Annotated in this window: 30 protein-coding genes; 18 read left to right on the forward strand and 12 right to left on the reverse strand. The window is 30.4% G+C overall.

Annotation, left to right across the window (positions count from 1 at the left end):
• Positions 1-13: 13 nt before the first annotated feature.
• The gene (locus tag ABD939_RS02295) at positions 14-658 is read right to left on the reverse strand and encodes a DUF4271 domain-containing protein (protein WP_345164110.1); all 645 of its coding nucleotides are present in this window, start codon (positions 656-658) and stop codon (positions 14-16) included.
• Between the two features lie 122 nt (positions 659-780).
• Here ABD939_RS02295 and ABD939_RS02300 point away from each other — a divergent pair, with 122 nt between their 5' ends.
• From ABD939_RS02300 to ABD939_RS02310, 3 genes are all read left to right on the forward strand, one after another.
• Positions 781-1,506, forward strand: coding sequence for a polyprenol monophosphomannose synthase (locus tag ABD939_RS02300; protein WP_345164112.1), 726 nt, complete (start codon positions 781-783; stop codon positions 1,504-1,506).
• A gap of 94 nt (positions 1,507-1,600) precedes the next feature.
• Positions 1,601-2,947 carry a dihydroorotase gene (locus ABD939_RS02305; RefSeq protein ID WP_345164114.1) on the forward strand — a complete coding sequence of 449 codons (1,347 nt, stop codon included), beginning with the start codon at positions 1,601-1,603 and terminating at the stop codon, positions 2,945-2,947.
• 26 nt (positions 2,948-2,973) lie between these two features.
• Positions 2,974-3,504, forward strand: a complete 531-nt coding sequence (locus ABD939_RS02310; RefSeq protein ID WP_345164116.1) for a DUF4296 domain-containing protein — start codon at positions 2,974-2,976, stop codon at positions 3,502-3,504.
• Here ABD939_RS02310 and ABD939_RS02315 read toward each other — a convergent pair.
• Positions 3,467-4,474, reverse strand: a complete 1,008-nt coding sequence (locus ABD939_RS02315) for an NAD-dependent epimerase/dehydratase family protein (protein WP_345164118.1) — start codon at positions 4,472-4,474, stop codon at positions 3,467-3,469. The genes ABD939_RS02310 and ABD939_RS02315 overlap by 38 nt on opposite strands.
• Positions 4,475-4,560: 86 nt before the next feature.
• On the opposite strand from ABD939_RS02315, the gene tyrS reads away from it, so the two are divergent.
• Positions 4,561-5,856 carry a tyrosine--tRNA ligase gene (gene tyrS / locus ABD939_RS02320; RefSeq protein ID WP_345164120.1) on the forward strand — a complete coding sequence of 432 codons (1,296 nt, stop codon included), beginning with the start codon at positions 4,561-4,563 and terminating at the stop codon, positions 5,854-5,856.
• Between the two features lie 131 nt (positions 5,857-5,987).
• On the opposite strand, the gene ABD939_RS02325 is transcribed toward tyrS, so the two are convergent.
• The 3 genes from ABD939_RS02325 to ABD939_RS02335 form a co-directional block, all read right to left on the reverse strand.
• Positions 5,988-6,437, reverse strand: a complete 450-nt coding sequence (locus ABD939_RS02325; protein ID WP_345164122.1) for a YHS domain-containing (seleno)protein — start codon at positions 6,435-6,437, stop codon at positions 5,988-5,990.
• A 37-nt stretch (positions 6,438-6,474) separates the two neighbouring features.
• Complete coding sequence (locus tag ABD939_RS02330) at positions 6,475-7,455, reverse strand: LuxE/PaaK family acyltransferase (RefSeq protein ID WP_345164123.1); 981 nt, start codon at positions 7,453-7,455, stop codon at positions 6,475-6,477.
• A gap of 79 nt (positions 7,456-7,534) precedes the next feature.
• Entirely contained in the window at positions 7,535-7,876 is a 342-nt protein-coding gene (locus tag ABD939_RS02335) for a T9SS type A sorting domain-containing protein (RefSeq protein WP_345164125.1), read from the reverse strand.
• 203 nt (positions 7,877-8,079) lie between these two features.
• On the opposite strand from ABD939_RS02335, the gene ABD939_RS02340 reads away from it, so the two are divergent.
• The gene (locus tag ABD939_RS02340) at positions 8,080-8,760 is read left to right on the forward strand and encodes a response regulator transcription factor (RefSeq protein ID WP_345164127.1); all 681 of its coding nucleotides are present in this window, start codon (positions 8,080-8,082) and stop codon (positions 8,758-8,760) included.
• Entirely contained in the window at positions 8,760-9,803 is a 1,044-nt protein-coding gene (locus ABD939_RS02345) for a sensor histidine kinase (RefSeq protein ID WP_345164129.1), read from the forward strand. The genes ABD939_RS02340 and ABD939_RS02345 overlap by 1 nt, the downstream gene beginning before the upstream one ends.
• Here ABD939_RS02345 and ABD939_RS02350 read toward each other — a convergent pair.
• Entirely contained in the window at positions 9,786-10,835 is a 1,050-nt protein-coding gene (locus ABD939_RS02350; RefSeq protein WP_345164131.1) for a glycosyltransferase, read from the reverse strand. The genes ABD939_RS02345 and ABD939_RS02350 overlap by 18 nt on opposite strands.
• Positions 10,836-10,946: 111 nt before the next feature.
• On the opposite strand from ABD939_RS02350, the gene trmB reads away from it, so the two are divergent.
• The 6 genes from trmB to ABD939_RS02380 all read left to right on the forward strand — a co-directional run bounded on the left by trmB (position 10,947) and on the right by ABD939_RS02380 (position 14,602).
• Positions 10,947-11,621, forward strand: a complete 675-nt coding sequence (gene trmB / locus ABD939_RS02355; protein WP_345164133.1) for a tRNA (guanosine(46)-N7)-methyltransferase TrmB — start codon at positions 10,947-10,949, stop codon at positions 11,619-11,621.
• Between the two features lie 2 nt (positions 11,622-11,623).
• Entirely contained in the window at positions 11,624-12,253 is a 630-nt protein-coding gene (locus ABD939_RS02360) for a LysE family transporter (protein ID WP_345164134.1), read from the forward strand.
• A gap of 1 nt (position 12,254) precedes the next feature.
• Complete coding sequence (locus ABD939_RS02365) at positions 12,255-12,584, forward strand: MGMT family protein (RefSeq protein ID WP_345164135.1); 330 nt, start codon at positions 12,255-12,257, stop codon at positions 12,582-12,584.
• 100 nt (positions 12,585-12,684) lie between these two features.
• Positions 12,685-13,821, forward strand: coding sequence for an Mrp/NBP35 family ATP-binding protein (locus ABD939_RS02370; RefSeq protein ID WP_345164136.1), 1,137 nt, complete (start codon positions 12,685-12,687; stop codon positions 13,819-13,821).
• 3 nt (positions 13,822-13,824) lie between these two features.
• Positions 13,825-14,070 (forward strand): NifU family protein, encoded by a 246-nt coding sequence (locus tag ABD939_RS02375; RefSeq protein WP_345164137.1) that lies wholly within the window; start codon positions 13,825-13,827, stop codon positions 14,068-14,070.
• A gap of 202 nt (positions 14,071-14,272) precedes the next feature.
• Entirely contained in the window at positions 14,273-14,602 is a 330-nt protein-coding gene (locus ABD939_RS02380; protein WP_345164138.1) for a 2Fe-2S iron-sulfur cluster-binding family protein, read from the forward strand.
• Positions 14,603-14,606: 4 nt separating this feature from the next.
• Here the strand turns inward: ABD939_RS02380 and ABD939_RS02385 are convergent, their stop codons facing one another.
• The 3 genes from ABD939_RS02385 to ABD939_RS02395 are packed head-to-tail and all read right to left on the reverse strand — an operon-like array spanning position 14,607 to position 17,856.
• The gene (locus ABD939_RS02385) at positions 14,607-15,341 is read right to left on the reverse strand and encodes a LytR/AlgR family response regulator transcription factor (RefSeq protein WP_345164139.1); all 735 of its coding nucleotides are present in this window, start codon (positions 15,339-15,341) and stop codon (positions 14,607-14,609) included.
• Positions 15,338-15,688: a hypothetical protein gene (locus ABD939_RS02390; RefSeq protein ID WP_345164140.1), complete on the reverse strand. Its 351-nt coding sequence runs from the start codon at positions 15,686-15,688 to the stop codon at positions 15,338-15,340. Before ABD939_RS02390 ends, ABD939_RS02385 begins: the two co-directional genes overlap by 4 nt.
• Positions 15,689-15,690: 2 nt before the next feature.
• The gene (locus ABD939_RS02395; RefSeq protein ID WP_345164141.1) at positions 15,691-17,856 is read right to left on the reverse strand and encodes a tetratricopeptide repeat-containing sensor histidine kinase; all 2,166 of its coding nucleotides are present in this window, start codon (positions 17,854-17,856) and stop codon (positions 15,691-15,693) included.
• Positions 17,857-18,064: 208 nt separating this feature from the next.
• Here ABD939_RS02395 and ABD939_RS02400 point away from each other — a divergent pair, with 208 nt between their 5' ends.
• Positions 18,065-19,222: a VWA domain-containing protein gene (locus tag ABD939_RS02400; protein ID WP_345164142.1), complete on the forward strand. Its 1,158-nt coding sequence runs from the start codon at positions 18,065-18,067 to the stop codon at positions 19,220-19,222.
• Between the two features lie 33 nt (positions 19,223-19,255).
• On the opposite strand, the gene ABD939_RS02405 is transcribed toward ABD939_RS02400, so the two are convergent.
• Entirely contained in the window at positions 19,256-20,260 is a 1,005-nt protein-coding gene (locus ABD939_RS02405; RefSeq protein ID WP_425550274.1) for a PorP/SprF family type IX secretion system membrane protein, read from the reverse strand.
• A 173-nt stretch (positions 20,261-20,433) separates the two neighbouring features.
• Between ABD939_RS02405 and ABD939_RS02410 the strand changes: the two genes are divergently transcribed.
• From ABD939_RS02410 to ABD939_RS02430, 5 genes are all read left to right on the forward strand, one after another.
• Positions 20,434-21,336, forward strand: coding sequence for a NifU family protein (locus ABD939_RS02410; protein WP_345164144.1), 903 nt, complete (start codon positions 20,434-20,436; stop codon positions 21,334-21,336).
• 70 nt (positions 21,337-21,406) lie between these two features.
• Positions 21,407-21,607 carry a dodecin family protein gene (locus ABD939_RS02415; RefSeq protein ID WP_345164145.1) on the forward strand — a complete coding sequence of 67 codons (201 nt, stop codon included), beginning with the start codon at positions 21,407-21,409 and terminating at the stop codon, positions 21,605-21,607.
• Positions 21,608-21,684: 77 nt separating this feature from the next.
• Complete coding sequence (locus ABD939_RS02420; RefSeq protein WP_425550275.1) at positions 21,685-23,787, forward strand: thioredoxin domain-containing protein; 2,103 nt, start codon at positions 21,685-21,687, stop codon at positions 23,785-23,787.
• Positions 23,784-24,143 carry a DUF1304 domain-containing protein gene (locus ABD939_RS02425; protein WP_345164146.1) on the forward strand — a complete coding sequence of 120 codons (360 nt, stop codon included), beginning with the start codon at positions 23,784-23,786 and terminating at the stop codon, positions 24,141-24,143. Before ABD939_RS02420 ends, ABD939_RS02425 begins: the two co-directional genes overlap by 4 nt.
• A 28-nt stretch (positions 24,144-24,171) precedes the next feature.
• A complete protein-coding gene (locus tag ABD939_RS02430) occupies positions 24,172-24,987 on the forward strand; it encodes a mechanosensitive ion channel family protein (protein ID WP_345164147.1) in 816 nt (271 codons plus the stop codon).
• A 57-nt stretch (positions 24,988-25,044) separates the two neighbouring features.
• On the opposite strand, the gene tsaB is transcribed toward ABD939_RS02430, so the two are convergent.
• Together tsaB and ABD939_RS02440 are read right to left on the reverse strand one after the other, a co-directional pair.
• A complete protein-coding gene (tsaB, locus tag ABD939_RS02435) occupies positions 25,045-25,719 on the reverse strand; it encodes a tRNA (adenosine(37)-N6)-threonylcarbamoyltransferase complex dimerization subunit type 1 TsaB (protein WP_345164148.1) in 675 nt (224 codons plus the stop codon).
• 1 nt (position 25,720) lies between these two features.
• Entirely contained in the window at positions 25,721-26,215 is a 495-nt protein-coding gene (locus ABD939_RS02440) for a TlpA family protein disulfide reductase (RefSeq protein ID WP_345164150.1), read from the reverse strand.
• Positions 26,216-26,225 lie beyond the last annotated feature (10 nt).

Below are 26,225 nucleotides of genomic sequence, written 5' to 3' on the forward strand. Positions count from 1 at the left end.
ATAATTTATCTTTTTACGAAAAAAATACCTTATACAAAATGGTGTAGGGTGCGATTTCGAGAGCGCAAAGATACAAAATAAAATAAAAAAAGTTGTTTTTTATTAAACTTTGATGTGTTTTAAATGAAGTTATTAGCCCTATAATATTTACTGTTAAGAGTATAGTAATGAAAACATAAACTAAATTTAAAGAATCTTGTATACTAAATAGTAAAATGGCATTTATTGGCAATAAAATGAGCCCTAAATAGTTTTTGTAACTTATTTTTTGGAATAAGTATTGGTCAATTAATTTATCGATTTCAAAAAGACTTCCAATTAACCGCTCAATAAGTACTTTTATTAATATGAAAGCTCCAATACCAATTAGTAATTTAAAGAGCATATTAATATCTGCTTCTCTATAGCTTGATGTTTTTTGGTAAACTATAAAACAAAAAATAGTTAAGCAAATAATTAAATTTCCAAAAAGTAAGGCGTCAAACTTATCGAAAAATTTTTGTTCTCTGGAATAAATTTTAAGGTATTTAGAGTTTCCTAAAACGAATAAAAAGTCTTCGAACCGTTTTGGAGTAGCTAATTTTGCTATAGCTACAATAACAAGGCATACTACTAATAAAATGGTAAATAATTCATTTGAAGGGATATCTCGAATCATCAGATAAAATTATTATAAAATATTAACAATGAAGCTATAATTATTAAGGAAAATTAAGAAAAAATTATCTTTGAAATAATGTACATTTGCTAAAATTTATTCGTTTTCACTAAAATTGTTGCATGGAGAAAACCATAGTTATTATTCCAACATATAACGAGATAGAAAATATCGAGGCTATTGTAAAGGCTGTGTTTTCTCAATCTGATGATATTCATATTTTAGTTGTAGATGACAATTCTCCAGATTTAACAGCTTTAAAAGTTAAAGAGCTTCAAAAAGATTTCTCAAATCGTTTATTTTTAGAGGTTCGTAAAATAAAATCTGGGTTGGGAACGGCATATATTCATGGGTTTAAATGGTGTTTAGAAAAAAAGTATGATTATATTTTTGAGATGGATGCTGATTTTTCACATAATCCAAAAGATTTAATAAAACTATATAATGCATGTTCTATTGGTGGTGCAGATTTATCAATAGGTTCTAGATATGCGACGGGAGTTAATGTTGTAAATTGGCCAATGAGTAGAGTGCTTATGTCTTATTTAGCGTCTAAATATGTTCGTGTTATTACAGGTATGAGAATACACGATACTACCGCTGGTTTTGTTTGTTACAAAAGGCATGTTTTAGAAGCTATAGATTTAAATAGTATAAAATTTATAGGCTATGCCTTTCAAATAGAAATGAAATTTAAGGCATATTTAAAAAAGTTTACCATTACAGAAGTACCAGTAATATTTACAGATAGAACAAAAGGGGAGTCAAAGTTAAGTTCTGGAATAATTTCTGAAGCCATTTTTGGAGTTATTTCAATGAAATTAAAAAGTCTTTTCAAGAAAAAATAATGATGATTAAAGGAGTATGTTTATAATATCATCAAATAATGGAATGATTAATAACGAGTCGCATGTGACCGTTAAGAATTAATAAAATAGACACATGAAACAGAAAACGACACTTATAAAAAACGCGAATATTGTAAACGAAGGTTCGGTTTTTAAAGGCGATATACTAATAGAGGGTGAGTTAATAAAAGAGATTAAAGATTCAATAAGCGCAAAATCTGCAGATGTTCATGTCATTGATGCAGAAGGTAAATATATTTTACCAGGTGCTATTGATGACCAGGTACATTTTAGGGAACCAGGATTAACACATAAAGCCAATATTGCTACCGAATCTAGAGCAGCATTAGCTGGAGGTATTACCTCTTTTATTGAAATGCCTAACACAAATCCACAAACTACTACAGTTGAAAAACTTGAAGAAAAGTTTGAAATAGCTGCAAAAACATCATCTGCAAATTATTCATTCATGTTTGGGGGCACAAATGATAATTTAGATGAAATTTTAAAAGTAGATTCTAAATCAGTTGCTGGTTTAAAGTTGTTTTTAGGTTCTTCAACAGGAAATATGTTGGTTGATGACCCTAAAGTTTTAGAGAAAATTTTTAAAAGTACAGATATGGTTATTTCTGTACATTGTGAAGATGAAGCAACAATTAGAAAGAATTTTCAAGAACATGTAGATAAGTTTGGAGACGATATTCCTATAAAATATCATCCAATTATAAGAAGTGAGGAAGCTTGTTATTTATCGTCATCAAAAGCTATAGAGTTAGCAAAGAAAACTGGAGCAAGACTGCATGTTTTTCATCTATCTACAGGAAAAGAAACAAATTTATTTTCCAATAAAATTCCTTTGAAGGATAAAAAAATAACAGCTGAAGTTTGCATACATCATCTTTGGTTTAATGATGAAGACTATGATAAAAAAGGAACATTTATAAAGTGGAATCCAGCAGTAAAAACTGAAAAAGATAGAACCCAATTATGGAAAGCTTTACTTGACGATAGAATTGATGTAATTGCAACAGACCATGCTCCACATACTATTGAAGAGAAAAATAACGTTTATACAAGTGCACCTTCAGGAGGGCCTTTGGTACAACACGCAATTCCTGCTATGTTGGAAATGTATCATAAAGGAAAAATCTCAATTGAGAAAATTGTCGAAAAAATGTGTCATAACCCAGCTATATTATTTCAAGTAGAGAAAAGAGGGTATATAAAACCAGGATATTTTGCAGATTTAGTTTTAGTAGATTTAAATAATCCTTGGACCGTAAATAAAGACAATATTCTATATAAATGCGGTTGGTCTCCTTTTGAAGGAACTACGTTTAAGTCTAGAATTACGCATACTTTTTTAAATGGAAGTTTAGTTTACCAGAACGCTAAATTTACAGATGTAAAAGCTGCTAAAAGATTAACTTTTAATAGATGATTGTAAAACGATTAATAATATTTTTTATGCTTGTTTTATTGATGACTGCTTGTTATCAATATGAAAAACCAGATAAACCAAAGGATTTAATATCTAAAGATAAAATGGTAGATGTTTTAATCGATGTTAAGCTAGTAGCGTCTATAAATACTATTGATAAAGAAGCTATTGATAAAAATAATATTAATGCAGAAACTTATGTTTTCTCAAAGCATAATATTGATAGTTTGCAGTTTGCACAAAGTAATAACTACTATTCTTTTTATGTAAAAGAGTACGAAGAAATTTATGGTAGGGTTAAGGATAGCTTAGAAAAATTAAAAGATATTTATAAAGACTTAGAAATTAAGGAAGAAGAGGAAGCTAAAGCAAAAAGAAAAAGAGATTCAATTAAAGCCATTGAGCAAATAAAGGATTCTTTGGGTATTATTAAATACCAAGATTCATTAAAAACTAATATAAACATCGACTCTCTCAGTAAAACGCTTTTAAAAAATAAGTTAGAGCGAGTAAAACTTATTACTCCTGTTTCTGATACTGTTTTCCAATCTCAATAATACTTTCATTAACATCTTTAAAAGTATAGTTTAAAGTTTCTTTTATTTTATTATTGCTGTATTCCGTTTCTGTAGATAAAGAATTTACAATTTGCTTAGTAAGTAATCTTCTTTTACCTGTAATTTTTGTTTTTAACCAGTCTAATCTCCAAGCTATCTGTAGTAATTTTTTAGAAGCCATTTTTTTTGGCTTCTTACTTCCAACTGATGTCGCTAAGGTTTGTAAAAAGTCTTTATAAGTCCAGTTTTCTGCTACCAAAATAAAGCGCTCATTTTTAATTGGGCTATTTAAAAGAGCTACCATAATTGAAATTACGTCTTCTACAGAAACTAAAGCTATAGTGCCGGATGTATAGTATTTAAGGCCTTTTTTTGCTTTTTTGAATAAACTTCCACTTCCGTATCTCCATATTCCAGAGCCTAAAATAACACCAGGATTTACAATTACAGCATCAATTCCTTCTTGGGTTCCGCGCCAAACTTCCATTTCGGCACCATATTTAGTTATAGCATAAACGTTATTATCGGCTTCAGGATTCCAATCAGTACTTTCCGTAATTGGTTTACTGTTTAACTCGGTGCCAAGTGTAGCTATGGAGCTAACATAACAAAGTTTTGTTACCGAATTTGCAATACATAAATTAACAATATTTGCAGTGCCTTCAATATTAGTTCTGCGTAATAGTTGATATTTATCGGGCTCAAAAGATACAAAAGCAGCACAATGATACACATGCGTTACATTATTAAAAGCTTCATTTAATGTAGGAATATCTAAAATATCGGCTTGTATCCATTCAATAGAATCATAAAGATTTTTGTAATCTTTAGTGTAGGTTGAAAATACATTTTTAACGTTGTTTAGTTTTCGTTTTGTTCTATAAATAGCTCTAACTTTTTCCTTCTTATTTGCTAATTTATAAAGCAAATGTGAACCTACTAAACCTGTACTTCCAGTTACTAAAATCATAGAACTAAAGTAAAGAATTATTCATAAATCACGAGTAATTCTATACGTATTTTTATATTTGCCAAAGATTACTAAATAATAGAATAATGATAAAGAATTTTGTTGAAGAACTAACATGGAGAGGCATGATACACACAGTAATGCCCGGTGTTGAAGAGCACTTAATGGAAAGCATGCGAAGTGCTTATGTAGGTTTTGATCCAACCGCTGATTCTTTACATATTGGAAACCTAGTACCCATAATGTTATTAGCACATTACCAACGTTGCGGCCATAGACCAGTAGCTTTAGTTGGTGGTGCAACTGGAATGATTGGTGATCCTTCAGGTAAATCGAATGAACGAAATTTATTAGATGAAAAAACCTTAAGACACAATCAAGATGCTATAAAAAATCAATTAGCTCATTTTTTGGATTTTGAAAGTAACGCTGAAAATGCTGCAATTCTTGTAAATAATTACGATTGGATGAAAGATTTTTCATTCCTAGAATTTATTCGTGATGTTGGTAAACACGTTACTGTTAATTATATGATGGCAAAGGACTCAGTGAAAAATAGAATTTCTTCAGAGTCTACAGAAGGTATGAGTTTTACCGAGTTTACTTATCAATTAGTACAAGGGTATGATTTTCTTCATTTATACAAAGAAAAAGATTGCTCTATACAAATGGGAGGAAGCGATCAATGGGGTAATATTACAACAGGAACAGAACTTATTCGAAGAATTGACAGCGGAAAAGGATTTGCCATTACATGTCCATTAATTACAAAATCTGATGGGTCTAAATTTGGGAAATCTGAAGGAGGAAATGTTTGGTTAGATGCAAAAAGAACATCTCCATACAAATTCTATCAATATTGGTTAAATTCTAGTGATGAGGACGCTGAGAAGTATATTAAAATTTTCACTTTTTTAGACGAATCTGAAATAACTAGTTTAATAAAAGAGCATCAAGAAGCACCACATTTACGTGTCTTACAAAAGCGATTAGCGGAAGAAATTACTTTAATGGTACATTCAAAACAAGATTTAGATAACGCTATAAAAGCAAGCAATATTCTATTTGGAAAATCGACTAGCGATGATTTAAAACAACTTGACGAACAAACATTTTTAGATGTTTTTGATGGTGTTCCTCAAACAGAAATTAACCTATCTGACATTGAAAATGAACTTGATATTATTGCTGCACTAGCTGAAAAAGGAGGGTTTCTAAAATCAAATGGAGAAGCAAGACGAGCATTAAAAGAAAATTCAATTTCTGTAAATAAAGAAAAGGTAAAAGACGATTATAAAATTACCTTAAAAGATTTAATTAACAATAAGTTTGTATTGCTACAGCGCGGTAAAAAAAACTATTTTGTTTTAAGAATTAAATAAAAAGATAAAAGCTTGAGTAACCAACTCAAGCTTTTTATTAACCAACTAACTAAACTAAACTAAACTAATTTTTCTTTTTCATAGTTAAGGTTTTTGTCGAAACACTTATTCAAATCTTACAAAAAGTATAATTATTTTTTAAATTTTATTTTTTCCCAGTTTTTATTTGCCTTTTGTATTAAAAGCGACTCATCTTCTTTTTGCCATAATTCCAATGTATTTGTGCCCCAAGCATTATAAAAAAGATATAATTTACCGTCTGTTATTTGAAAACTTTCTGGATTTATTGATACTTTACTATTTTTTAGTGCAACGGCATAAGCGCAATATCCACCATATTCCGGAATGTACTTTTCAGGACTGGTTTTAAATGTGTTTAAGTTTTCTTTAGAAACAAATTTGTATTTAACGCCATCATATTCAAAAATGTTTTTTTTGTTTCCTTCAGAAGCTTCATTTTTAAAATAGGCAACTACATCGTAGCCATTGGCGGCAAATCCTTTTTTTGTATTATAATCATCAGTTTGAGAATATAAATATGTAGAGGAAATAAGTAGAAATAATAAAATTGATTTTTTCATATTTATTAGGTCGTAAAGAAATTTAAAACTTAACGCTTTAAAGAACCATTAAATTACAACCTCTTATGTCTGAATTATCAAAGCGACCAATAATTTCGAACGAATTATTTTCATAAACTCTACCTAAATCTTGAGTAGCAATAAATGAACATGAATTTATGTTAGCTAGGTCAATTATATTTATTCCTCCAGCTTTTCCACAAAAATTCATGGTTAATGCATCTTCAGTATCTCGTATTAATACTTTCATCCATTTGGGAGTATTAAAAACACCATTTCCTTTTGAATATGCTTGACTTAAGAGTTCCGTCATACCATATTCACTATGTATTTTGTCAACACCAAAACCTTCCTTTAGTTGTTTATGAAGTTCTTCTCTAATAAGCTCTTTTCTTCTACCTTTCATACCACCTGTTTCCATTATTATGGTGTTTCTTAGCTGGAATTTATAAGTTTCAATTAAATCTAATAGTGCAAAAGAAACACCTATTAACAATACTTTTTTTCCTTCAGAATTAAGTTTTATTAGTGTGTTTTTTAATTCGGTTAAATTGTTTAAATAAAATCCTCTTTCCTTATGTTTAGATCGAGATATCATATCATTAACCATGTATACTAATGATGAGCCTTCGCGCTCTAGATAAGATGGTAGTAAAGCAAGAACAACATAATCTTCAATATTTCCATAGAAATTATAAAACCCTTTAATAAAACTTTGTTTATAAATATCTAAGTCTGTTACATGATGTTTACTAGTTATACTTCCTGTTGTTCCAGAACTTGAAAATGTTACTTTAATAGAATCTTTAGAGCTAAGTATTTGGTGTGATTTAAAAAACTGAATAGGTAAATAAGGAATATCTTTTATAGTTTTTACATCGCTTGGATGTCTATATAATAAATCGCAAAAAGACCTATAAACATTATTGTTTTCAAATTGAAAATTAAAAATTTGTAATGCTAAGGCTTCAAACTCTTCTTGATTTTTTATATTAAAAATAGAATTTATGTCGATCATAAAACAAATAAAGAAACAAAAGTATATAAAAAAAGCGCTACCGGATTAAAGTAACGCTTTTGAATATTGTTAATAAAAGTTATTTTACAACTAGTTTTCGTGTTTCGCTAACATCGTTTTCAGTTATTTTTAAAACATAAACGCCTTTACTTAAGTTGGCTATGTTTATTTCTTTACCTGTAATTTCCGTAGAAAAAATACGTTTTCCTAAAACATTAAAAAACTCAACATTTTTTGTTAGATTTTTTTTTGATGTAATATATATAAAGGTCTTACCGTTAGTAACAGGGTTGGGGTAAATAGATAAATCTTCAATACTCTTTTGTATAGGATTATCTGTATAGCTATTTTGAGAGAACCCTTGTTGGGAAATCAAAAAAGCTACGGGAAACAATAAGATAAAAAAGTATTTTTTTGCCATAATCTCTTGTTATTCAAGGTAAAAGTACTATAAAGTCATCAATAGTCATACCAAAAAAGTGTTAAAGATTTAGGTAATTTGTCGAAAGGTTAAATTCTTGTAAGTTGATTGTTACCTTAATGTTATTTATTTTAGCATTTTATCAAAGCAATATTATTAGCTTTATATTTACTAGAATAAATATGATTTATTTTAATTAACCAATGAAAAAAAAGGACATAAAAATATTATTAGTTGATGATGAACCTGATATCTTAGAGATTGTAGGTTATAATTTGTCTAGTGAAGGTTATCAAGTAATTACTGCCGAAAACGGTATTGAAGGCGTAAAAAAAGCCAAGAAAGAACTTCCTCATTTAATTATTTTAGATGTTATGATGCCAGAAATGGATGGTATTGAAGCTTGTGAGTTAATTAGAAAAAATCCTGATTTAAAAAATACTATTGTTACCTTTTTAACTGCCAGAGGAGAAGATTACTCGCAAGTAGCTGGGTTTGATGCTGGAGCAGATGATTACATTACTAAGCCAATAAAACCAAAGGTTTTGGTAAGTAAAGTAAAAGCACTTTTACGACGTTTTAAAGAAGAAGATTTAGTAAATACTGTTAAAATTGGAACTTTAGAAATAAATAGAGAAGAGTACAAAATCACTTCAAAAGGAAAGGAAATTGTACTTCCTAGAAAAGAATTTGAATTATTATCTTTGTTAGCATCAAAACCAGGAAAAGTATTTAAAAGAGACGAAATCCTAGATACAGTTTGGGGTAACGAAGTTGTTGTAGGAGGTAGAACTATAGATGTTCATATTCGTAAACTACGAGAAAAACTTGGTGACAAAAGCTTTAAAACAGTAAAAGGAGTTGGTTACAAGTTTGTTGACTAATGCACACAAAATTTAAAAAATCATACAAGTTTGCAATAAACACCTCGTTTTATATTACCATATATATAACGCTCTTAATGAGCGTTTTTTTATATTTCTTTTTTGATGTTATTTGGTGGATTTTATTATTGATTTTCTTTTGCACCTATATTTTTTCTTTTTTAGTAGTACAATACAGGGTTGAAAGATTTATTTATCGGCGTGTAAAAAAAATATATGATGATTTAACACTTTTAGAATCGGCCAGTATTTCCAAAGGAGCTATCACTACAGATATGCGAACCCTAACTCAAGAAATAGACAAATTTGCAAGAGACAAGAAAATAGAAATTGAAACTCTTAAAGTTCGAGAAAAATATCGAAAAGAATTTCTAGGTAATGTATCTCACGAATTAAAAACCCCTTTATTTACTGTACAAGGTTATATTTTAACATTGCTTGACGGAGCTATGAATGATGAAAATATTCGGGAGAAGTATTTGCAAAGAGCCAGTAAAGGAATAGAGCGATTAGGTTATATTATTAAAGACTTAGATATGATTACCAAATTAGAAGTTGGTGATTTAAGTTTAAAAGTTGAAGCTTTTGATATTGTAGAGTTAGTTGAAAATGTTTTTGAAATGCTTGAAATGAAAGCAAGTAAAAAGAAAATCACACTTACTTTTGATATGGACTATTTACAACCGGTAATGGTAAAGGCAGATAAAGAGCGTATTCAACAAGTTCTGGCCAATTTAATAGTTAATTCATTAAAATATGGACGAGACAAAGGTACTACTGAAATTAGTATAGAAAACCTTATAAAAAATAAAGTTATTATTAGAGTTACAGATAATGGCGAAGGTATTTCTAGCGAACATCTACCGCGTTTATTTGAACGTTTTTATCGCGTTGATAAAAGTGGTTCTCGCAAAGAAGGAGGTTCTGGATTAGGGCTTTCAATAGTAAAACATATTATAGAAGCACACGACGAAAAAATTTATGTAGAAAGTGAATATGGTGTAGGTAGTGAGTTTTCTTTTACCTTAGAAAAGGCTAAATAGTTTCTTAAAATCTACTTCAAATTCAAAAGATTTTAAGCCTTTAAAAGAATCAATATTATCCAGTTTATCTAAAGTGAAATCATCTTGATTGCAGCTTGGTACTAGGTTTTTTTCATTTAATCGTTTTGCTAAATACTCTTGTTCAAATTGTCCTGGTGTGGGAATAAAAAATGCTTTTTTATTTAGTTTGGCTAAATCCATAACCGTGGTGTAACCAGATCTTGAAATAACTAAATTACTTTCATTAATTGTTTTTTCGAGTAACTCTGAAGTCATGAAATTATAGATAGTCATGTTACCTAAAACTTGTTTGGTTTGCTCTTGCTCCATAATACCTTTTACTAAAATCACCTTTCCTTGGTAAGTCTTTAATGTTTTTAAAAGCTTTTCTTGTAGTAGGGTTCGTTGAGGTTCGGGACCAGAAATTAAAACCAAAATGTCATTTGAGATGGTAACTTGTTTATTTTCAAATCTGCTTAATGGGCCAATATATTCTGTTGGAATTTCAAAATAATCTGGATGTCCTAGTTTTCCACTTAAATTAGGCTCTTGTTTTACGTCAGGAACCCAACAGGTATTAAATTTTTTAATAATTCTTGAGTGCATTTTTGTGCTTAACCAAGTTGTTTTTCCGCTTAAAACATTTAATTGATGCGTAACGAAAATTGATGGTACTTTTTTACTGTGTACTCCCAGTCTGTTGTCAGAAATGATTCCCGAAATATTTTCGTTTTCTAAAATTTGTTTGGTTGCTTTTTTTTCTGCTTTTATTGCTTTAAGGAGTTTAGGTGAATCTTTTAATAGTTTTAATTTAAAATACTTTCCCTTTTTTGCGTAAGTAACATTGTAGGCCGGAAGCTCAATAAAAGGTAGTTCTGGAAATTCTTTTTGTAAAAGATTTAAAGCAACACCATCAGAAGCAATAATTGGTTGGAAGTTATTTTCAATTAAAGCTTTAATTATAGGAATGCTTCTTGTTGCATGTCCTAAACCCCAATTTAAAGGCGCTATTAATATTTTTTTCTTTACCATTAAGAATTAAGACATCACAAATTTCTGCCAAATTCAAAGATAAGCATATAAACGCTCTCGTATATTTCCTTAATTTTACCAAATATTAAAATATACATTAGCAAATAACCTGTGGGTAGTAAAAATAAACTTAGGCGTTTTAGAGAAAATGAAACTTTTTCAAATGTATTTCAGCCAACACGAGATGAACTAGTAAATTCAAATTTCAATTTAAAAGGCAATTGGCAGCATGAAGTTTTCAAAAATAAAAATCCGTTAGTTTTAGAATTAGGTTGCGGTAAAGGAGAATATTCAGTTGCTTTGGCTAAAAAATATCCAAATAAAAATTTTATTGGTATAGACATTAAAGGGGCACGTTTTTGGAGAGGTGCTAAAACCGCTATTGAAGAGAATATACCAAACGTAGCTTTTTTAAGAACTCAAATTGAATTAATAGACCACGCATTTGCAACAGATGAGGTTGATGAAATTTGGATTACTTTTCCAGACCCTCAAATAAAATACAAGCGCACAAAACATAGAATGACAAATGCAACATTTTTAAATCGGTACAAAACTATTTTAAAACCAGAAGGTGTTGTTAACTTAAAAACAGATAGTGAATTCATGCATGGTTACACGCTTGGTTTATTACATGGTGCAGGGCATGAAGTATTGTATGCTAACCACAATGTATATAAACAAGAGGGCAGTCCAGAGGAAGTTACCAGTATTCAAACCTTTTACGAATCGCAATATTTAGAGCAAAACAAACCAATTACGTATATTAGGTTTAAAATAAAATAATAGTGAATGTAACTTTCATATTTTTTATTGGCTTAATTGTAGCTTTTGTTGGAGTAATTCCACCAGGGCTGTTAAACATGACAGCTGCCAAAATAAGCTTAAAAGAAGGCCACGTTAGAGGTGTTTTGTTTTCTGTAGGTGTTTGCGTTATTGTAATCTTTCAAACATATATAGCAGCTATTTTTGCTAGGTATTTAAGTAAACATCCAGAGGTAATTGATATTCTTCAAAGAGTGGCATTTGTCATTTTTGTGTTAATTACTATTTATTTTTTATTCGTAGCTAAGTCTCAACCAAAATCTCAACTTAAACCTAAAATAAAAAGTAAACATAGTCGGTTTTTCCAAGGCATGTTTTTGTCTTCAATAAATATGTTTCCAATACCATATCAAGCTTACATGACAATTACACTAGCTTCTGTTGGTTGGTTAGCGTTTGATAAAATAAGTATTGCTTCCTATGTTTCAGGAACAGCAATGGGAACTTTTGTAATGCTTTACATGTATATTTTCTTTTTTGATAGAATAAAAGAGAAAAAGTTTACTTCCCAAAAAAGCATGAACTATGTAATTGGTGGCATTACAGGAATAATTTCCATCGTTACTTTAATAAATATTATTAAAGAATTGTAAAATGAAGTCTGAAACTCTTAATTTTTTTGATAAAGTTTACATGGTTGCTCGATTAATACCTCATGGCAGAGTAACAAGTTATGGTGCCATAGCAAAATATTTAGGGGCCGCAAGAAGTGCACGTATGGTTGGTTATGCTATGAATGGTTCTGGTGGGAAAGACGTACCTGCGCATCGTGTTGTTAATAGAAAAGGACTTTTAACAGGCAAACATCATTTTGACGGGACCAATTTAATGCAACAACTTTTAGAGAGCGAAGGTGTATCAGTTATCGAAAATCAAATTCAGAATTTAGACAAGGTGTATTGGGATCCTTCCGAGGAATTATAATTCATAAAAAAATCAAATAACTACATCAATAAAAGTTCTTACTGCGCACTATAAAATTCTATCTATATTAATTATCTTTGTTTAGAATTAATCTGAATAAATGAAGCTCAATAAACAAGATATATTAAAAGCACTTGAAAGTATTACAGTTCCTGGTGAAGGACAAAATATGGTTGAAAGTGGTGCGGTAAAAAATGTGATGACTTTTGGCGATGAAGTAATTGTTGATATCACAATTAAAAACCCAAGTTTACAGGCAAAAAAACGTACTGAGGTTGATATTTTGAAAACGATACATGAAAAGGTTTATGAAAAAGCCAAAATTACCGTAAACGTAAAAGTTGAAGCTCCGGCTAAACCCAAAGCAAATGTTATAAAGGGGAATCCTATCCCTGGAATAAAAAATATAGTAGCTGTTGCCTCAGGTAAAGGAGGTGTTGGTAAATCTACAGTTACAGCAAATTTAGCTGTTACTCTTTCAAAAATGGGGTTTAAAGTAGGAGTTTTAGATGCCGATATTTATGGACCTTCAATGCCTATTATGTTTGATGTGGAAGCAGAAAAACCATTGGCAGTAAACATAGAAGGTAAATCTAAAATGAAACCGATAGAAAATTATAATGTAAAAATATTATCTATTGGTTTTTTTACACAACCTAATCAAGCCGTAGTTTGGCGTGGACCTATGGCTGCAAAAGCTCTAAACCAGATGATTTTTGACGCCCATTGGGGTGAAATAGATTTTCTATTATTAGACTTGCCTCCTGGAACAGGCGATATTCATTTAAGTATTATGCAATCTTTACCTATTACGGGAGCTGTGGTTGTAAGTACTCCACAAAATGTTGCATTAGCTGATGCTAAAAAAGGTGTAGCTATGTTTCAACAAGACAGTATTAATGTACCTGTTTTAGGAATTATTGAAAATATGGCTTACTTTACACCTGCCGAATTGCCAGATAATAAATATTATATTTTTGGTAAAGAAGGAGCGAAAAATCTAGCAGAAGATTTAAACGTTCCTTTTCTAGGCCAGTTACCTTTGGTGCAAAGTATACGAGAGGCTGGTGATGTTGGTCGTCCAGCGGCATTACAAACCGCTACACCTTTAGAAAAAGCCTTTGAAAAATTAACACAAAATGTTGTACAAGAAGTAGTAAGACGAAATGACGATTTACCACCAACAGAAGCCATTAAAATAACAACAATGGCTGGTTGTTCAGCAGTAAAAAAATAGAATATGAGTTCAGAAGAAATAAAACTAAACGTAGAGAAAGCCCTAGAAGAAATTCGACCGTTTTTACAAAGTGATGGTGGCGATATTTCGTTATTATCTATTGAGGATAACGATACTTTAGTTAAAGTTCAGTTGCAGGGTGCTTGTGTTGGGTGTAGTGTTAATCAAATGACGCTAAAATCTGGTGTTGAAATGACAATAAAAAAATACGCACCTCAAATTGAACAGGTTGTGAATATTGAAATTTAAACTTGTATAATACTGTAATACTGCCAGTAAAAACAATAATATTCTAACAATTCTTATTCTAGAAATATAGAATTTTATTAATTCAATATTTTTTCTCTTAAGTATTTAAAATCATATATAAAACACTTAAAAATATAAAATCAACTGTTAAATTTGTGGCACGAATTATGACATGATTTTTTAGATATCACATAATAAAGTAATGAGCGACGTAAATATAAAAATAACTGATAGAGATGGGGTAACTCATGATATAGTTGCACCAACGGATATGGCAATGAATCTGATGGAGGTTGTAAGATCCTACGAACTTGCCCCAGAAGGAACTATTGGTGTTTGTGGCGGAATGGCAATGTGCGCTTCATGCCAATGCTATGTGTTAAGCGAAACTGAATTACCAGAAATGAGTGATGATGAAGAAGCGATGCTATCAGAAGCTTTTGATGTTAAAGATACCAGTCGTTTAGGTTGTCAAATACAAATGACGCCAGAAATGGAGGGACTTGAGGTAGAACTTGCTCCCGAAAGCTAATATTTTATTTAAAATAGGATAGTAGAACCGATTTCTTTGATGCAGATACCATTATTTCTTGTCCGTTACTAAGCACAACACTACCTCCTTTTCCTTTTAAATATTTTACAACTTCGTTTACGTTTACTAAATACGATTTATGTACACGAGCAAAACTAGAATTAGCCAAAGCATCTTCAAAATATTTTAAAGTTTTACTTACTAGTTTCTTTTTATTATTGTTCAAATATATTTCGGTATAGTTATCGTCAGCTTTACAATATAGAATATCAGAAGTATTAATAACTTCAAAACCGCTTTGTTGCGGAATTGTAATTTTACCAGCTACACTATTAGTTTTTGGTATGAGTATTTCATCTTGTAAAGCATCCTCTTTGGTTTTAATTTCAGTAACATAATCAACAGCTTTAATTAACTCATCAATAGAAATGGGTTTCATTAAATAATAACTTGCATGCGCATTTAAAGCGTCCATAGCATAATGGTTATATGCTGTTACAAAAATAGTTTCAAAGTTTATGTCTCCAACTTTATCTAGCAAATCGAAGGCATTACCATAAGGCATTTCAACATCAAGAAAGACTAAGTCTAAATCGTTATTTCTGATTAAAACCAATGCTTCTTGAACATTTGAAGCTTCTCCTAAAACAGTAACATTCGGGCAGTATTTTTTGAGGTAATTCTTTAGAATTTCTCTACTAGTTTCTTCGTCTTCTACGATTATTGAGGTTAGTTTCATTTGTATTTATTTAAGCACTTATTGGTTGAAATTAAAATAATTTTTGCTGATGGTTTACAAAAGGTAGTTGTTTCTATATTTAAATATTTAGCATCTAATAAATCAAAATCTTTTTTATTTATTAGATGCTTAATTAAACTATCTTCGATTGGTATTCCATCTATTATATACAAAACATCTTCAAATTCGTTTTCTTCTATTCTTAAATATGTTTTGAGATTATTAAAAGTATTAATATTTAAAATTGTTTTGTCTTTAATATTCTCAAAGCAACTTCTTTTTTCTTTTGCAGATTTACAGGAGATAATTAAAATAATAAATGAAATTAAAAATATTTTAGATTTCATTATCAATCCTTTTTAAGCGTTACAACTACTTTAGTTCCAGTATCTTCCTCATCTTTAAAATCATCAATAAACACATCAACTTTATCTTTATACATATCATTTAAAATAGATACACGTTTTTTAATATTCCCCATGCCTTTGGAGTTTTGTTTTTGTTGGTTTTCTGTTTTTAAAGCTTTTGATTTTTCACGACCTATTCCATCATCTGTAATCGTAATTTTTATTTCATCTGCCTCAGTTTGTGCTATTGCAATTTCTAAATGGCCTTTAGTCTTTTTATATCTTAACCCATGCCAAACAGCGTTTTCTATGTAAGGTTGCAATAACATAGGTGGGATAACAAAGTCTTCAACGGTAATATTTTCATCAACTTTAATAGAGTAATCAAATTTATCTTGAAACCTAAAATGTTCAAGTTTTGTATAAAGTTCTAAAAGGGTTATTTCTTTTTCTAATGGAATAAAATCTTCTTCACTATTTTCTAAAACAGCACGCATTAGTAATGAGAAATCTGTTAAATATTTGTTTGCTGTACGTTCATCATTTGAAGCTATAAAACTATTTACGGAGTTTAGTGCATTGAATATAAAATGCGGGTTCATTTGACTTCTCAAACTTTTTAAAGCCAGTAAATTATTAGCTAAACGCTGTTGCTTAATATATTTGAACATTAAAAATGCTGTTAGCAATAGCAATAAAACTCCCCCAATTAATGAGTAAATAATAAGCTTTTGTCGTTTAGCTTGTTCTATATTAAAATTGTATTTGCTTTCAGATAATGCTCTGTCGCTTTCTAAACTTAAAATTCTGTTTTGTTTGCTGGTTAGTTCTCGCCTAAAACGAGTTGCTTGAGATATTTGCTGCTCCTTTTTTATGTAAACCTGGTCTACTAAATCAACATAGTCTTGAAACGCACTTAGTGCTTTCTCGTAATCTTCAGCGCTTTCATATACCTCAGATAGTTTTCTTGTTGCATCCTTTTTTACGATTAAATCTTCTTTACTATCAGCTTCTTCAATACTTTTTTCAAGATATGGAATTGCATTTCCTAAATCGCCTTGTTCTAGATAAGCATTTCCTATTTTGTAGTTTTGTTTTTGAGATGTTAGCGGACTTTCGTTATCGAAAATTGAATCTGTTTCTATTTCTTCAATGATATTTAAGGCTTCTTTTCTTAGAGTAATTTCTGTTGAATAATCGTTTATGTTATTCTGAAAATCGGCTACTTTTAGTTTCTCTTCAACCGCACGTTTTTTATTTTGTTTATTGGCTTGTTTTAAAGATTCACTAAAATAATTTTTTGCAATTTGAGTATCTCCTTTAGCGTTATAAACTTCGGCTATTTTAGAGTTTAAGTCAGTTACTTTGGGTGTAATTAAGTGTTTTTTTGCTAGAGCTAATCCTTCTTTATATGCGTTAATTGATTTTTCGAAAACTTTAGTTAAACGATAAACATCCCCAAGTCCTTCGTATAAAGTGACTAATTGCCAGTTTGAAAGTTCACTTTTGTTAATAGCATTATAGGTTTGTAAGCTTTCTTGATAATTTTTATTAAGCTGGTAAGCCTTCGCTAGTTTTAATGAGGATTCATTAGTTTCAATGTTTTGTAAGCTTATCCTGTAGTTTGAAACAGCTAAATCATATTGTTTCCAATGGATATTAATATCGCCTAAAACTTCATAGGCTTCAGCATTTTCTTTTTTAGAACTACTTTCAGATATCGCTTCAGTAATAAATTGAATACTTTTCTGTGCGTCTTTTTTTAAATAAGTTTCGGCAGAGTCTATTAATGATTTAAAAACAGGCAGTCTAGACTTGGAAATTTTACTCTTGTAATTACTATCATTAATAGGTTCTACTCGAACTTCAATACGTTCATTACTGGTAATAGTATGATAAATGGTATAAAAATCTTTATGCCTAATTGTTAGTTCATCGCCTATACTAACTTCAATTCTAAATTTACCAGAAAGATCTGTTACTGTATAACCGCCACCATTAACCTCAATATTAACATCTGGTATAGGGTTTCTAGTATCACTTTCTATCACAGAACCTCTAACAGTAAATCTTGGTTTATTACCAAGGTTATCGTAGTTCTGCGCAAAGATTGTTGTACTGCAAAGAATAATACTAATGCATATAATATAATTGAAAACTAACTTCATTTGCGCTTTTATAATGATAAACTTACGCACTTTACTTGGTATATTAAAATGTAAATTTTGTAAAAAGAGCGTGTTTTAAGCTTAAAAAGGATACTTCACGCATTTAAGTGTTTGTTTTACTCATTTACTATTACCATTCAATCATTATTGATTTTTTAAAAGAAAAGTTGGTTATAGATTTACGCAAATCAAAAAACGTAAAAATCTTATGAAAACTTATTTTAAAACACTTTTACTATGCATCGCGTTAATTGGATTTATTTCCTGTAGTGCCAAAAACAAAAAGCAAAACATTGCTTCAAATCAATTAAAAGCAATGCATCACGAACCCAATAAACAATTTATAAAAGTGGCACTTTTATTAGATACCAGTAATAGTATGGATGGATTAATAGACCAAGCTAAATCGCAACTTTGGGATATTGTAAACGAACTCTCTTATGCAAAATGCAATAACGAAAAATCCAATTTGCTCATTGCTTTATATGAATATGGAAATGATAGGCTAAGTGGAAAAGAAGGTTATATAAGACAAGTATTAGCATTTAGTGATGATTTGGATGAAATTTCAAAAGAGCTATTTTCTTTAACTACTAATGGAGGTGAAGAATATTGCGGACAAGTAATACAAAAGTCTCTAAACCAACTAAACTGGGGTAAAAATGCAGATGACTTAAAACTTATTTTTATTGCAGGAAACGAACCTTTTACACAAGGTAAAGTTAGTTATAAAGATGCCTCTATTAATGCAAAAGAAAAGGACGTTACAATTAATACTATTTTCTGTGGTGATTTTAATCAAGGTATTTCTACATTCTGGAAAGACGGCGCTAAATTAACAAACGGAGATTATATGGCTATAAATCAGAATAACAAAACGTTACATATCGCGTCGCCTTATGATGATGAGATTCTTATTCTAAACCAAAAGCTGAATAAAACCTATGTTGCTTATGGTAGAGAAGGGATGCAAAAAATGTCGCTTCAAGCAGAACAAGATTCCAATGCAAGTGTTTACAGCAAAGCAAATGCAGTTAAAAGAACTGTTAGTAAGAGCTCTCATCTTTATAAAAACAAAAGCTGGGATTTAGTAGATGCTGTTGAATTAGAAGAGGTTAAGGTTGAAGAAATCTCAGATGATGAATTACCATCAGAATTGAAAGGCAAAACAAAAACAGAAATTAAAAGTTATGTAGCTAAAAAAAGTAAAGAGCGAGAAGTTATTCAAAATAGAATTAAAGAGTTAAATAGTAAACGTAAAGATTACGTTTTCAAACAAAAAAAAGATAATACCAATAGTTTAGAAAACGCCATGACAAAAGCCATAAAAGAACAAGCAAAAAAGAAAAAATATTCTTGGGAATAAAAAAAGGCTCGCAATTGCGAGCCTTTTTTTATATTAGTTTACTGCGGGACACTTACAGTCGTAAGCTTCTCGTCTGCAATTAAAGTTGTAACCAAGTGTAAATTGATGAAATCCACCGTTTGTAAAAACAAGTGAATTTGATTGATATGTATACGTGTATGCAAACATAAATTCATTATAATTAACACCAACAATAGGCGTAATTTGCTGAAGCTTCTGGCTGTTAATAGCTCCCGATGAGGTTAGAAATTCAGCACCATCCAAACTTGTTCTATATGATAAACCTCCCCAAATACTTCCAAAATCCATTTGTTTATATGCTTTTGCATTAATGTCTAAAGAAGATTCACCTGTACCATCTTTGTGTTGAAACATTAGTGAAGGCTCGTAACTCCATGAACTTCCTAGTTTCCCAAAAACTCCACCAATTGAAAATAAATAGCGTCTTAAATTACTGGTAATTTCAATATCGTTATTAACGCCAGCATTTTCTAAAACATTTTTAATAGTACCATGCATATAATAGTCTAAGAAATGATAAGAGAAGCCAAAGTCAATATTAAAGTTAGTTGCACTTTGTACTATACCATCTATTATGGGGTCCGGGCCATCAAACAAAAAAGTAGTTTCGTCAAGTTTATATTGAATAAAACCAGCACTTAAACCAAAAGAAAGCATATTTAAATCTGCTTCAGTTCTTGAAAACATTAAATGGTGCGCATAAGTTAAATATGCTCCAGACTGAGAATGATACCCATTTTTATCGGTAAATAAAATTCCACCAATAGCTGAAGGTGTATCACCAATTCTACTATTAGCACTCATAGTTAAAAGTTTAGGAGCGTCATCTTGTCCAAACCATTGTTGTCTAGCAGTTAATCTAATTTTGGCACAATTAGCTGCACCAGCCATAGATGGGTGTATTAAGTAGTAGTTATCTGTTAAATAATCTGTGTAAATAGGTAAGCCTTCTTGAGAACTAACATTGTGCGATAGCAATATTGCTAGAGTTACCATAAAAATATTTTTCAATTTCATAACTTATCTACAAGGTAGGTTTGGTTAAAAGTAAACGCCTTAAAACCTAAAAAAGTATATGTAAAGATAAAGCATAGCCTTCTATCTTTTTTAACTTATTATTAAGGCAACTAAACTCAAATATATGGATATCTAAAGTTTTCTTTTATTATTTTTGCTAAAAATTAGTTGAAATGAACACTTTCAAGGTTTCTGTGCAAGAAACATCCAATAATTCTATAGTGAAATTCGAGGTAAATCAGTTTATTACCAAACATCAAAGCTTTGAATTTAATAATATTGATGAGGCAAAATCCTCCCCTTTAGCGCAACAATTATTTTATTTACCTTTTGTGAAAAAGGTTTATATCTCTGGGAATTTTATAGCAGTTGAACGATATAACATTGTTGAATGGAGTGATGTACAGGATGAAGTTTCTGAACAAATTGAAGCTTATTTAAATGATGGAGGTGTTGTTGTAGAAGAAGCTGCGGCTCCAAAAAAAGTGGCTGTAACGGTTTATGCCGAAAGCACACCAAACCCCTCAGTAATGAAATTTGTTGCTAACAAGAAAATAGTAACTGCACTTTTTGAGTTTACATCTATTGACGAAGCTAAACTATCACCTTTGGCTACTGAATTGTTTCACTTCCCGTTTGTACAACGTGTATTTATTGACGAAAACTATGTGTCTATTACAAAATACGACATGGCAGAATGGCAAGATATTACTGTAGAACTACGTGAATTTATAAGAAGTTATATTGAAACAGGTAAAGATGTTGTTTTGCCAGAAGCTGTTGAAAAGCTTGAAAAATCTTCCAAGCAGCTTGATAGTAATTTTGAAGCTTTAGATGATGTTTCGAAAGAAATAGTAAATATTTTAGAAGAGTATGTTAAGCCTGCAGTAGCTAGTGATGGAGGTAACATTCAATTTATCTCATATGATTCTGCAGAAAAGAACGTAAGTGTAATGCTTCAAGGCGCTTGCAGTGGTTGTCCATCATCAACTTACACTTTAAAAAGTGGTATAGAAAACATGCTTAAAGAAATGCTTCCAGGTAAAATTGAAACCGTTGAGGCTATAAATGGTTAAATTATAAGTGACTTTTTCTAATAAATGGTGTCCTATTTATCAAGTTAAATAATTTATAAATCAAAATATTATGGCAGTATTAAAAGTTATTGAAGTATTATCTAACTCAGATAAAAGTTGGGAAGATGCAACAAAAAAAGCAGTAAAACAAGCATCTAAAAGTGTTAAGAATATTCGTTCTGTTTATGTTCAAGACCAAAGTGCTATTGTTAAAAATGACGAAGTAACAGAGTTTAGAGTAAACTTGAAAATTACGTTTGAAGTGAATTAGTTTTACCTTGTTTAAAAACTTGAGCGTTCATGTAAATGGGCGCTTTTTTTATACTTTAATTTCGCTAACTTTGAAAGATGAAGCAAATACCATTACTTTTATTTATTATTCTAATCAGTTGTAAAGGAGAGATTACTAAACCTATGGATTATAAATATACTAATGTCTTAGTAAATGAAACAAGTCCTTATTTGCTTCAACACGCCCACAACCCAGTAGATTGGAATCCTTGGAATGAAGTTACACTAGAAAAAGCAAAAACTGAGAATAAACTGATGTTGATTAGTGTTGGTTATGCTGCTTGTCATTGGTGTCATGTTATGGAACATGAAAGTTTTGAGGATAGCCTTGTAGCTCAAGTGATGAATAAAAACTTTATTAATATTAAAGTAGATAGAGAAGAGCGTCCAGATGTAGATCAAGTTTACATGAATGCTGTTCAATTGATGACCGGAAGTGGCGGATGGCCATTAAACGTAATTGCTTTACCAGATGGCCGCCCAGTTTGGGGTGGTACTTATTTTAAGAAAGCGCAATGGATCGACGCTTTAAATCAAATCTCAAAATTATATATAGAAAATCCCGATAAACTCAATGAGTATGCTAGTAAATTAGAAGAAGGAATAAAGTCCTTGGATGTTGTTCAATTAAATGCTGATGAACCAGTATTTGAGAAGCCTTTTATTGATGATGCAATTAAAAACTGGTCAAAACAATTTGATAACAAACAAGGCGGCATGAATCGAGCACCAAAATTTATGATGCCTAATAATTATCATTTTCTATTAAGGTATGCCTATCAAAATAATGATACGGAAGTGTTAGACTTTGTGAATTTAACACTCAAAAAAATGGCTTATGGTGGTGTTTTTGATCAAATAGGAGGAGGGTTTTCTAGATATTCTGTAGACGCAAAATGGCATGTTCCACATTTTGAAAAAATGCTCTACGATAATGGGCAGCTAGTTGGTTTATATGCTGATGCTTATCTCGTTACAAAAAATGAAGTTTATAAAGACATCGTTACAGAAACCTTAAGTTACATAAAGAATGAGATGACTGCTGATAATGGTGCATTCTATTCCTCGTTAGATGCGGATAGTAATACAGAAGAAGGCGAACTTGAAGAAGGTGCTTTTTATGTTTGGACAAAAGCTGAGTTAAAATCATTTTTAAAAGAAGACTTTGATTTGTTTTCAGATTATTACAATGTAAATAACTACGGTTTTTGGGAGCAAGATAATTATGTACTTATTAGAAAAGATGACGACGAATCCATTGTAGAAAAGTATCATATTTCCAAATCTGAGTTAGCTGATAAGAAACAAGAATGGAAAGCTATTTTAATAAACGAGCGAGACAAAAGAGCAAAACCAAGACTTGATGATAAAACACTAACATCATGGAATGCTTTAATGCTAAAAGGTTATTTAGATGCCTATCGTGTTTTTGGAAATGCAGATTACCTCGCTTCCGCAGAAAAAAATGCTGATTTTATAATCACTAATCAGCTAAGAGAAGATGGTGGATTAAATCATAATTACAAAAACGGGATAAGTAGTATAAATGGTTATTTAGAAGATTATGCAGCAACCATTGATGCTTTTATAGTACTTTATGAAAACTCTCTGGATGAAAAATGGTTAAAAACAGCTAGAGATTTAGCTAATTATACTTTTGATCATTTCTTTGATAGTTCAAGCAACATGTTCTTTTTTACTTCAAATGAAGATGCTTCCTTGGTATCTAGAAGTATTGAATACCGAGATAATGTTATTCCTGCTAGTAACTCCATTATGGCAAAAAACCTGTTTAAATTATCACATTATTTTGATAGTGAGTATTTCAGTGAAACAGCAATGACCATGCTAAACAATGTTAAACCAGAAATGCAAGAGTATCCATCTGGTTATTCTAATTGGTTTGATTTGATGTTAAATTATACACAGCCTTACTATGAAGTTGCTATAGTTGGTAAAAATGCTAAACAAAAAATGGTAGAACTAAATAAGACTTACAGTCCAAATAAATTGATTGCTGGAAGCACTTCAGAAAATAACATGCCTTTATTAGAAAATAGATACAATCCAAATAATACATTAATTTATGTTTGCGTAAATAAAGCTTGTAAACTGCCTGTGTCAGAAGTTAGTGAGGCCATGAAATTTTTAAGAGAATGACAACCGTAAAAACTATATTAATAGCATTTGTAGCTTTAGAACATCTCTACTTTTTATATTTAGAGATGTTTATGTGGACTAAGCCAAAAGGCATAAAAGCTTTCGGTTTAAAATCTAAAGAGTTTGCTGAGGAAACAAAAGTATTGGCAGCCAATCAAGGTTTGTACAATGGTTTTTTAGCAGCAGGACTAATATTATCTATCGTACAAAAAGATATAGATATTGCCATTTTCTTTCTAATTTGTGTGACTATTGCAGGTATTTACGGGTCTTACTCAACAAAGCAAATAAAGTTATTTTATGTACAAGCAGTACCTGCCATAATTGCTCTGATATTTTGCTTTATTAAAAATTAATTAATCAACATTTGAACACTTAAAAATTATGAATTTAGAAAACATTGACACAGAAAAATGGCTTCAGCTAGCCTTAGATTACGGACTGAAAATTTTAGGAGCTGTTGTTATTTGGATTATTGGCTCATGGGCCATCAAAAAAATAATAAAAACTACAAAAAAAATAATGTCTAAAAGGGATTATGATGAAAGCCTTCAAAAGTTTTTATTAAATCTATTGGGTTGGATATTAAAGATTGTTTTAATAGTGGTTGTTCTAGGAACTGTTGGTGTAGAAACAACATCATTTGCTGCTATTTTAGCTGCTGCAGGTTTAGCTATCGGTCTTGCATTACAAGGCTCATTAGGTAACTTTGCAGGAGGTGTTTTAATCATGATTTTTAAACCATTTAAAATTGGCGATTTAATTGAAGCTCAAGGAGAGATAGGTGTTGTTAAAGAAATTGAAATTTTCACAACAAAATTAACAGGTTTGTCTAACAGAGAGATTATTATTCCAAACGGGTCATTATCTAACGGTAATATTATCAACTATACAACAGAAGGTACGCGTCGTGTAGATTTAGTTTTTGGTGTTGGATACGATTCTGATATTAAAAAGACCAAAGAAGTGTTGATGAATGTTTTAACATCTCATCCTAAAGTTTTAAAAGAACCTGCTCCAACTGTAAATGTTTCTGAGTTGGCAGATAGTTCGATAAATTTTGCAGTAAGACCTTGGAGTACTGCTGATGACTATTGGGACGTTTATTTTGGTATAACAGAAGATGTAAAAGAAGCGCTTGATAAAGCTGGTATTGAAATTCCTTACCCACATCAAGTTGAAATACAAAAGAAAGGTTAATTAACCTTAAATAATAAATTAATTAAGCCCTTCAGATTTTAAAAATTTGAAGGGTTTTTATTTGCGCTTTGGTTTTAAAGCCACAAAATCTTTTAAATAATAAGGTTCAAAATAAGCAACGTCTTCGATATCTCCCATATTATATTTTTCATAAGATAGTTTACTCATCTCATTAGCAGAGGGGAGTTTATCATCAATAAAAATAGCATTAGGATGATTAATTATCGTTTTTGTTTTTTCAACACCATTTCCAATAAAATAAACGGTTCCTTGTTTTAAGTAGTCGCTAAACGCGTTTTTATCTAATATTTGAGCTTGAGTTTCACGGATTTGATTGTAATTTGAATCATAAACAGCAGAATAAACTTCCATTCGTCTGGCATCTAACATTGGAATAATAGTGCCATCATCACAAATGGCTTGATGAGCTAAAGCCTCAAGAGTAGGTACAGAAATTAATGGTTTACTTAACGCAAAACATAAACCTTTAGCGGCAGAAACGCCAATGCGTAAACCTGTGTAAGACCCTGGGCCTTTACTAACTGCTATGGCATTTATGTCATTTTTAGAAATACTAGCTTCATTTAAAACAGCATCTATATAAACGTGTAAACGTTCTGCATGAGAATAATTTTTATCGTAGTCTTCTTTTAAAATAAGGGTTTTTCCTTTTTTTGAAAGTGATACAGAGCAATTGGTAGTTGCGGTTTCAATATTTAAAATAATACTCAAATTAATTATATTTTTCAATAATATTTTTAATAACGCTAGAAGTAAGTTCAAAATCTTTTAAACTTGGATATCCTTCCCAACGTACTATACCCTTTGGGTCAATTAAAACGCAATGAGGAATTCCTTTAACTTTGTATCGTTTTTCTAATCTCTCCTTTGTATCAATAGCGCTATAATAGTTTATAATAGGACTTTTCATTTGGTCTATCTTAGATTTTGGTTCATCTGAAATGCCAATAACAATTAAATTATCCTTAAACTCTTCTTGGTATTTATTAAGTTCTGGAATTGCTTTTCTACAAGGGCCGCACCAAGTTGCCCAAAAATCTATCAATACAAATTTACCTTGGGTTATAGGCTTTTCGGAAAGCCAATTTTCAACTATTAAGTTTGGAGCTTTTTTATTTAAAAAAGACTTAGCCCAAAGTTGCTTTTTTTGTTGTGCATTTATTGAAAATAGTGATAGTGTAAAGAAAAGTAAAAGAAGTTTTTTCATTTAATAAAGA

Origin of the sequence: Algibacter aquimarinus, from assembly GCF_039543265.1 — a bacterium.
GTDB classification, from domain to species: Bacteria; Bacteroidota; Bacteroidia; order Flavobacteriales; family Flavobacteriaceae; genus Algibacter_B; species Algibacter_B aquimarinus.

What these genes read in the sequence shown, in the direction of transcription:
- ABD939_RS02295 (WP_345164110.1), bottom strand. Translation starts at nt 658, where the DNA reads ATGATTCGAGATATCCCTTCAAATGAATTATTTACCATTTTATTAGTA.
- ABD939_RS02300 (WP_345164112.1), top strand. Translation starts at nt 781, where the DNA reads ATGGAGAAAACCATAGTTATTATTCCAACATATAACGAGATAGAAAAT.
- ABD939_RS02305 (WP_345164114.1), top strand. Translation starts at nt 1,601, where the DNA reads ATGAAACAGAAAACGACACTTATAAAAAACGCGAATATTGTAAACGAA.
- ABD939_RS02310 (WP_345164116.1), top strand. Translation starts at nt 2,974, where the DNA reads ATGCTTGTTTTATTGATGACTGCTTGTTATCAATATGAAAAACCAGAT.
- ABD939_RS02315 (WP_345164118.1), bottom strand. Translation starts at nt 4,474, where the DNA reads ATGATTTTAGTAACTGGAAGTACAGGTTTAGTAGGTTCACATTTGCTT.
- tyrS (WP_345164120.1), top strand. Translation starts at nt 4,561, where the DNA reads ATGATAAAGAATTTTGTTGAAGAACTAACATGGAGAGGCATGATACAC.
- ABD939_RS02325 (WP_345164122.1), bottom strand. Translation starts at nt 6,437, where the DNA reads ATGAAAAAATCAATTTTATTATTTCTACTTATTTCCTCTACATATTTA.
- ABD939_RS02330 (WP_345164123.1), bottom strand. Translation starts at nt 7,455, where the DNA reads ATGATCGACATAAATTCTATTTTTAATATAAAAAATCAAGAAGAGTTT.
- ABD939_RS02335 (WP_345164125.1), bottom strand. Translation starts at nt 7,876, where the DNA reads ATGGCAAAAAAATACTTTTTTATCTTATTGTTTCCCGTAGCTTTTTTG.
- ABD939_RS02340 (WP_345164127.1), top strand. Translation starts at nt 8,080, where the DNA reads ATGAAAAAAAAGGACATAAAAATATTATTAGTTGATGATGAACCTGAT.
- ABD939_RS02345 (WP_345164129.1), top strand. Translation starts at nt 8,760, where the DNA reads ATGCACACAAAATTTAAAAAATCATACAAGTTTGCAATAAACACCTCG.
- ABD939_RS02350 (WP_345164131.1), bottom strand. Translation starts at nt 10,835, where the DNA reads ATGGTAAAGAAAAAAATATTAATAGCGCCTTTAAATTGGGGTTTAGGA.
- ABD939_RS02365 (WP_345164135.1), top strand. Translation starts at nt 12,255, where the DNA reads ATGAAGTCTGAAACTCTTAATTTTTTTGATAAAGTTTACATGGTTGCT.
- ABD939_RS02370 (WP_345164136.1), top strand. Translation starts at nt 12,685, where the DNA reads ATGAAGCTCAATAAACAAGATATATTAAAAGCACTTGAAAGTATTACA.
- ABD939_RS02375 (WP_345164137.1), top strand. Translation starts at nt 13,825, where the DNA reads ATGAGTTCAGAAGAAATAAAACTAAACGTAGAGAAAGCCCTAGAAGAA.
- ABD939_RS02380 (WP_345164138.1), top strand. Translation starts at nt 14,273, where the DNA reads ATGAGCGACGTAAATATAAAAATAACTGATAGAGATGGGGTAACTCAT.
- ABD939_RS02385 (WP_345164139.1), bottom strand. Translation starts at nt 15,341, where the DNA reads ATGAAACTAACCTCAATAATCGTAGAAGACGAAGAAACTAGTAGAGAA.
- ABD939_RS02390 (WP_345164140.1), bottom strand. Translation starts at nt 15,688, where the DNA reads ATGAAATCTAAAATATTTTTAATTTCATTTATTATTTTAATTATCTCC.
- ABD939_RS02395 (WP_345164141.1), bottom strand. Translation starts at nt 17,856, where the DNA reads ATGAAGTTAGTTTTCAATTATATTATATGCATTAGTATTATTCTTTGC.
- ABD939_RS02400 (WP_345164142.1), top strand. Translation starts at nt 18,065, where the DNA reads ATGAAAACTTATTTTAAAACACTTTTACTATGCATCGCGTTAATTGGA.
- ABD939_RS02405 (WP_425550274.1), bottom strand. Translation starts at nt 20,260, where the DNA reads ATGAAATTGAAAAATATTTTTATGGTAACTCTAGCAATATTGCTATCG.
- ABD939_RS02410 (WP_345164144.1), top strand. Translation starts at nt 20,434, where the DNA reads ATGAACACTTTCAAGGTTTCTGTGCAAGAAACATCCAATAATTCTATA.
- ABD939_RS02415 (WP_345164145.1), top strand. Translation starts at nt 21,407, where the DNA reads ATGGCAGTATTAAAAGTTATTGAAGTATTATCTAACTCAGATAAAAGT.
- ABD939_RS02420 (WP_425550275.1), top strand. Translation starts at nt 21,685, where the DNA reads ATGAAGCAAATACCATTACTTTTATTTATTATTCTAATCAGTTGTAAA.
- ABD939_RS02425 (WP_345164146.1), top strand. Translation starts at nt 23,784, where the DNA reads ATGACAACCGTAAAAACTATATTAATAGCATTTGTAGCTTTAGAACAT.
- ABD939_RS02430 (WP_345164147.1), top strand. Translation starts at nt 24,172, where the DNA reads ATGAATTTAGAAAACATTGACACAGAAAAATGGCTTCAGCTAGCCTTA.
- ABD939_RS02440 (WP_345164150.1), bottom strand. Translation starts at nt 26,215, where the DNA reads ATGAAAAAACTTCTTTTACTTTTCTTTACACTATCACTATTTTCAATA.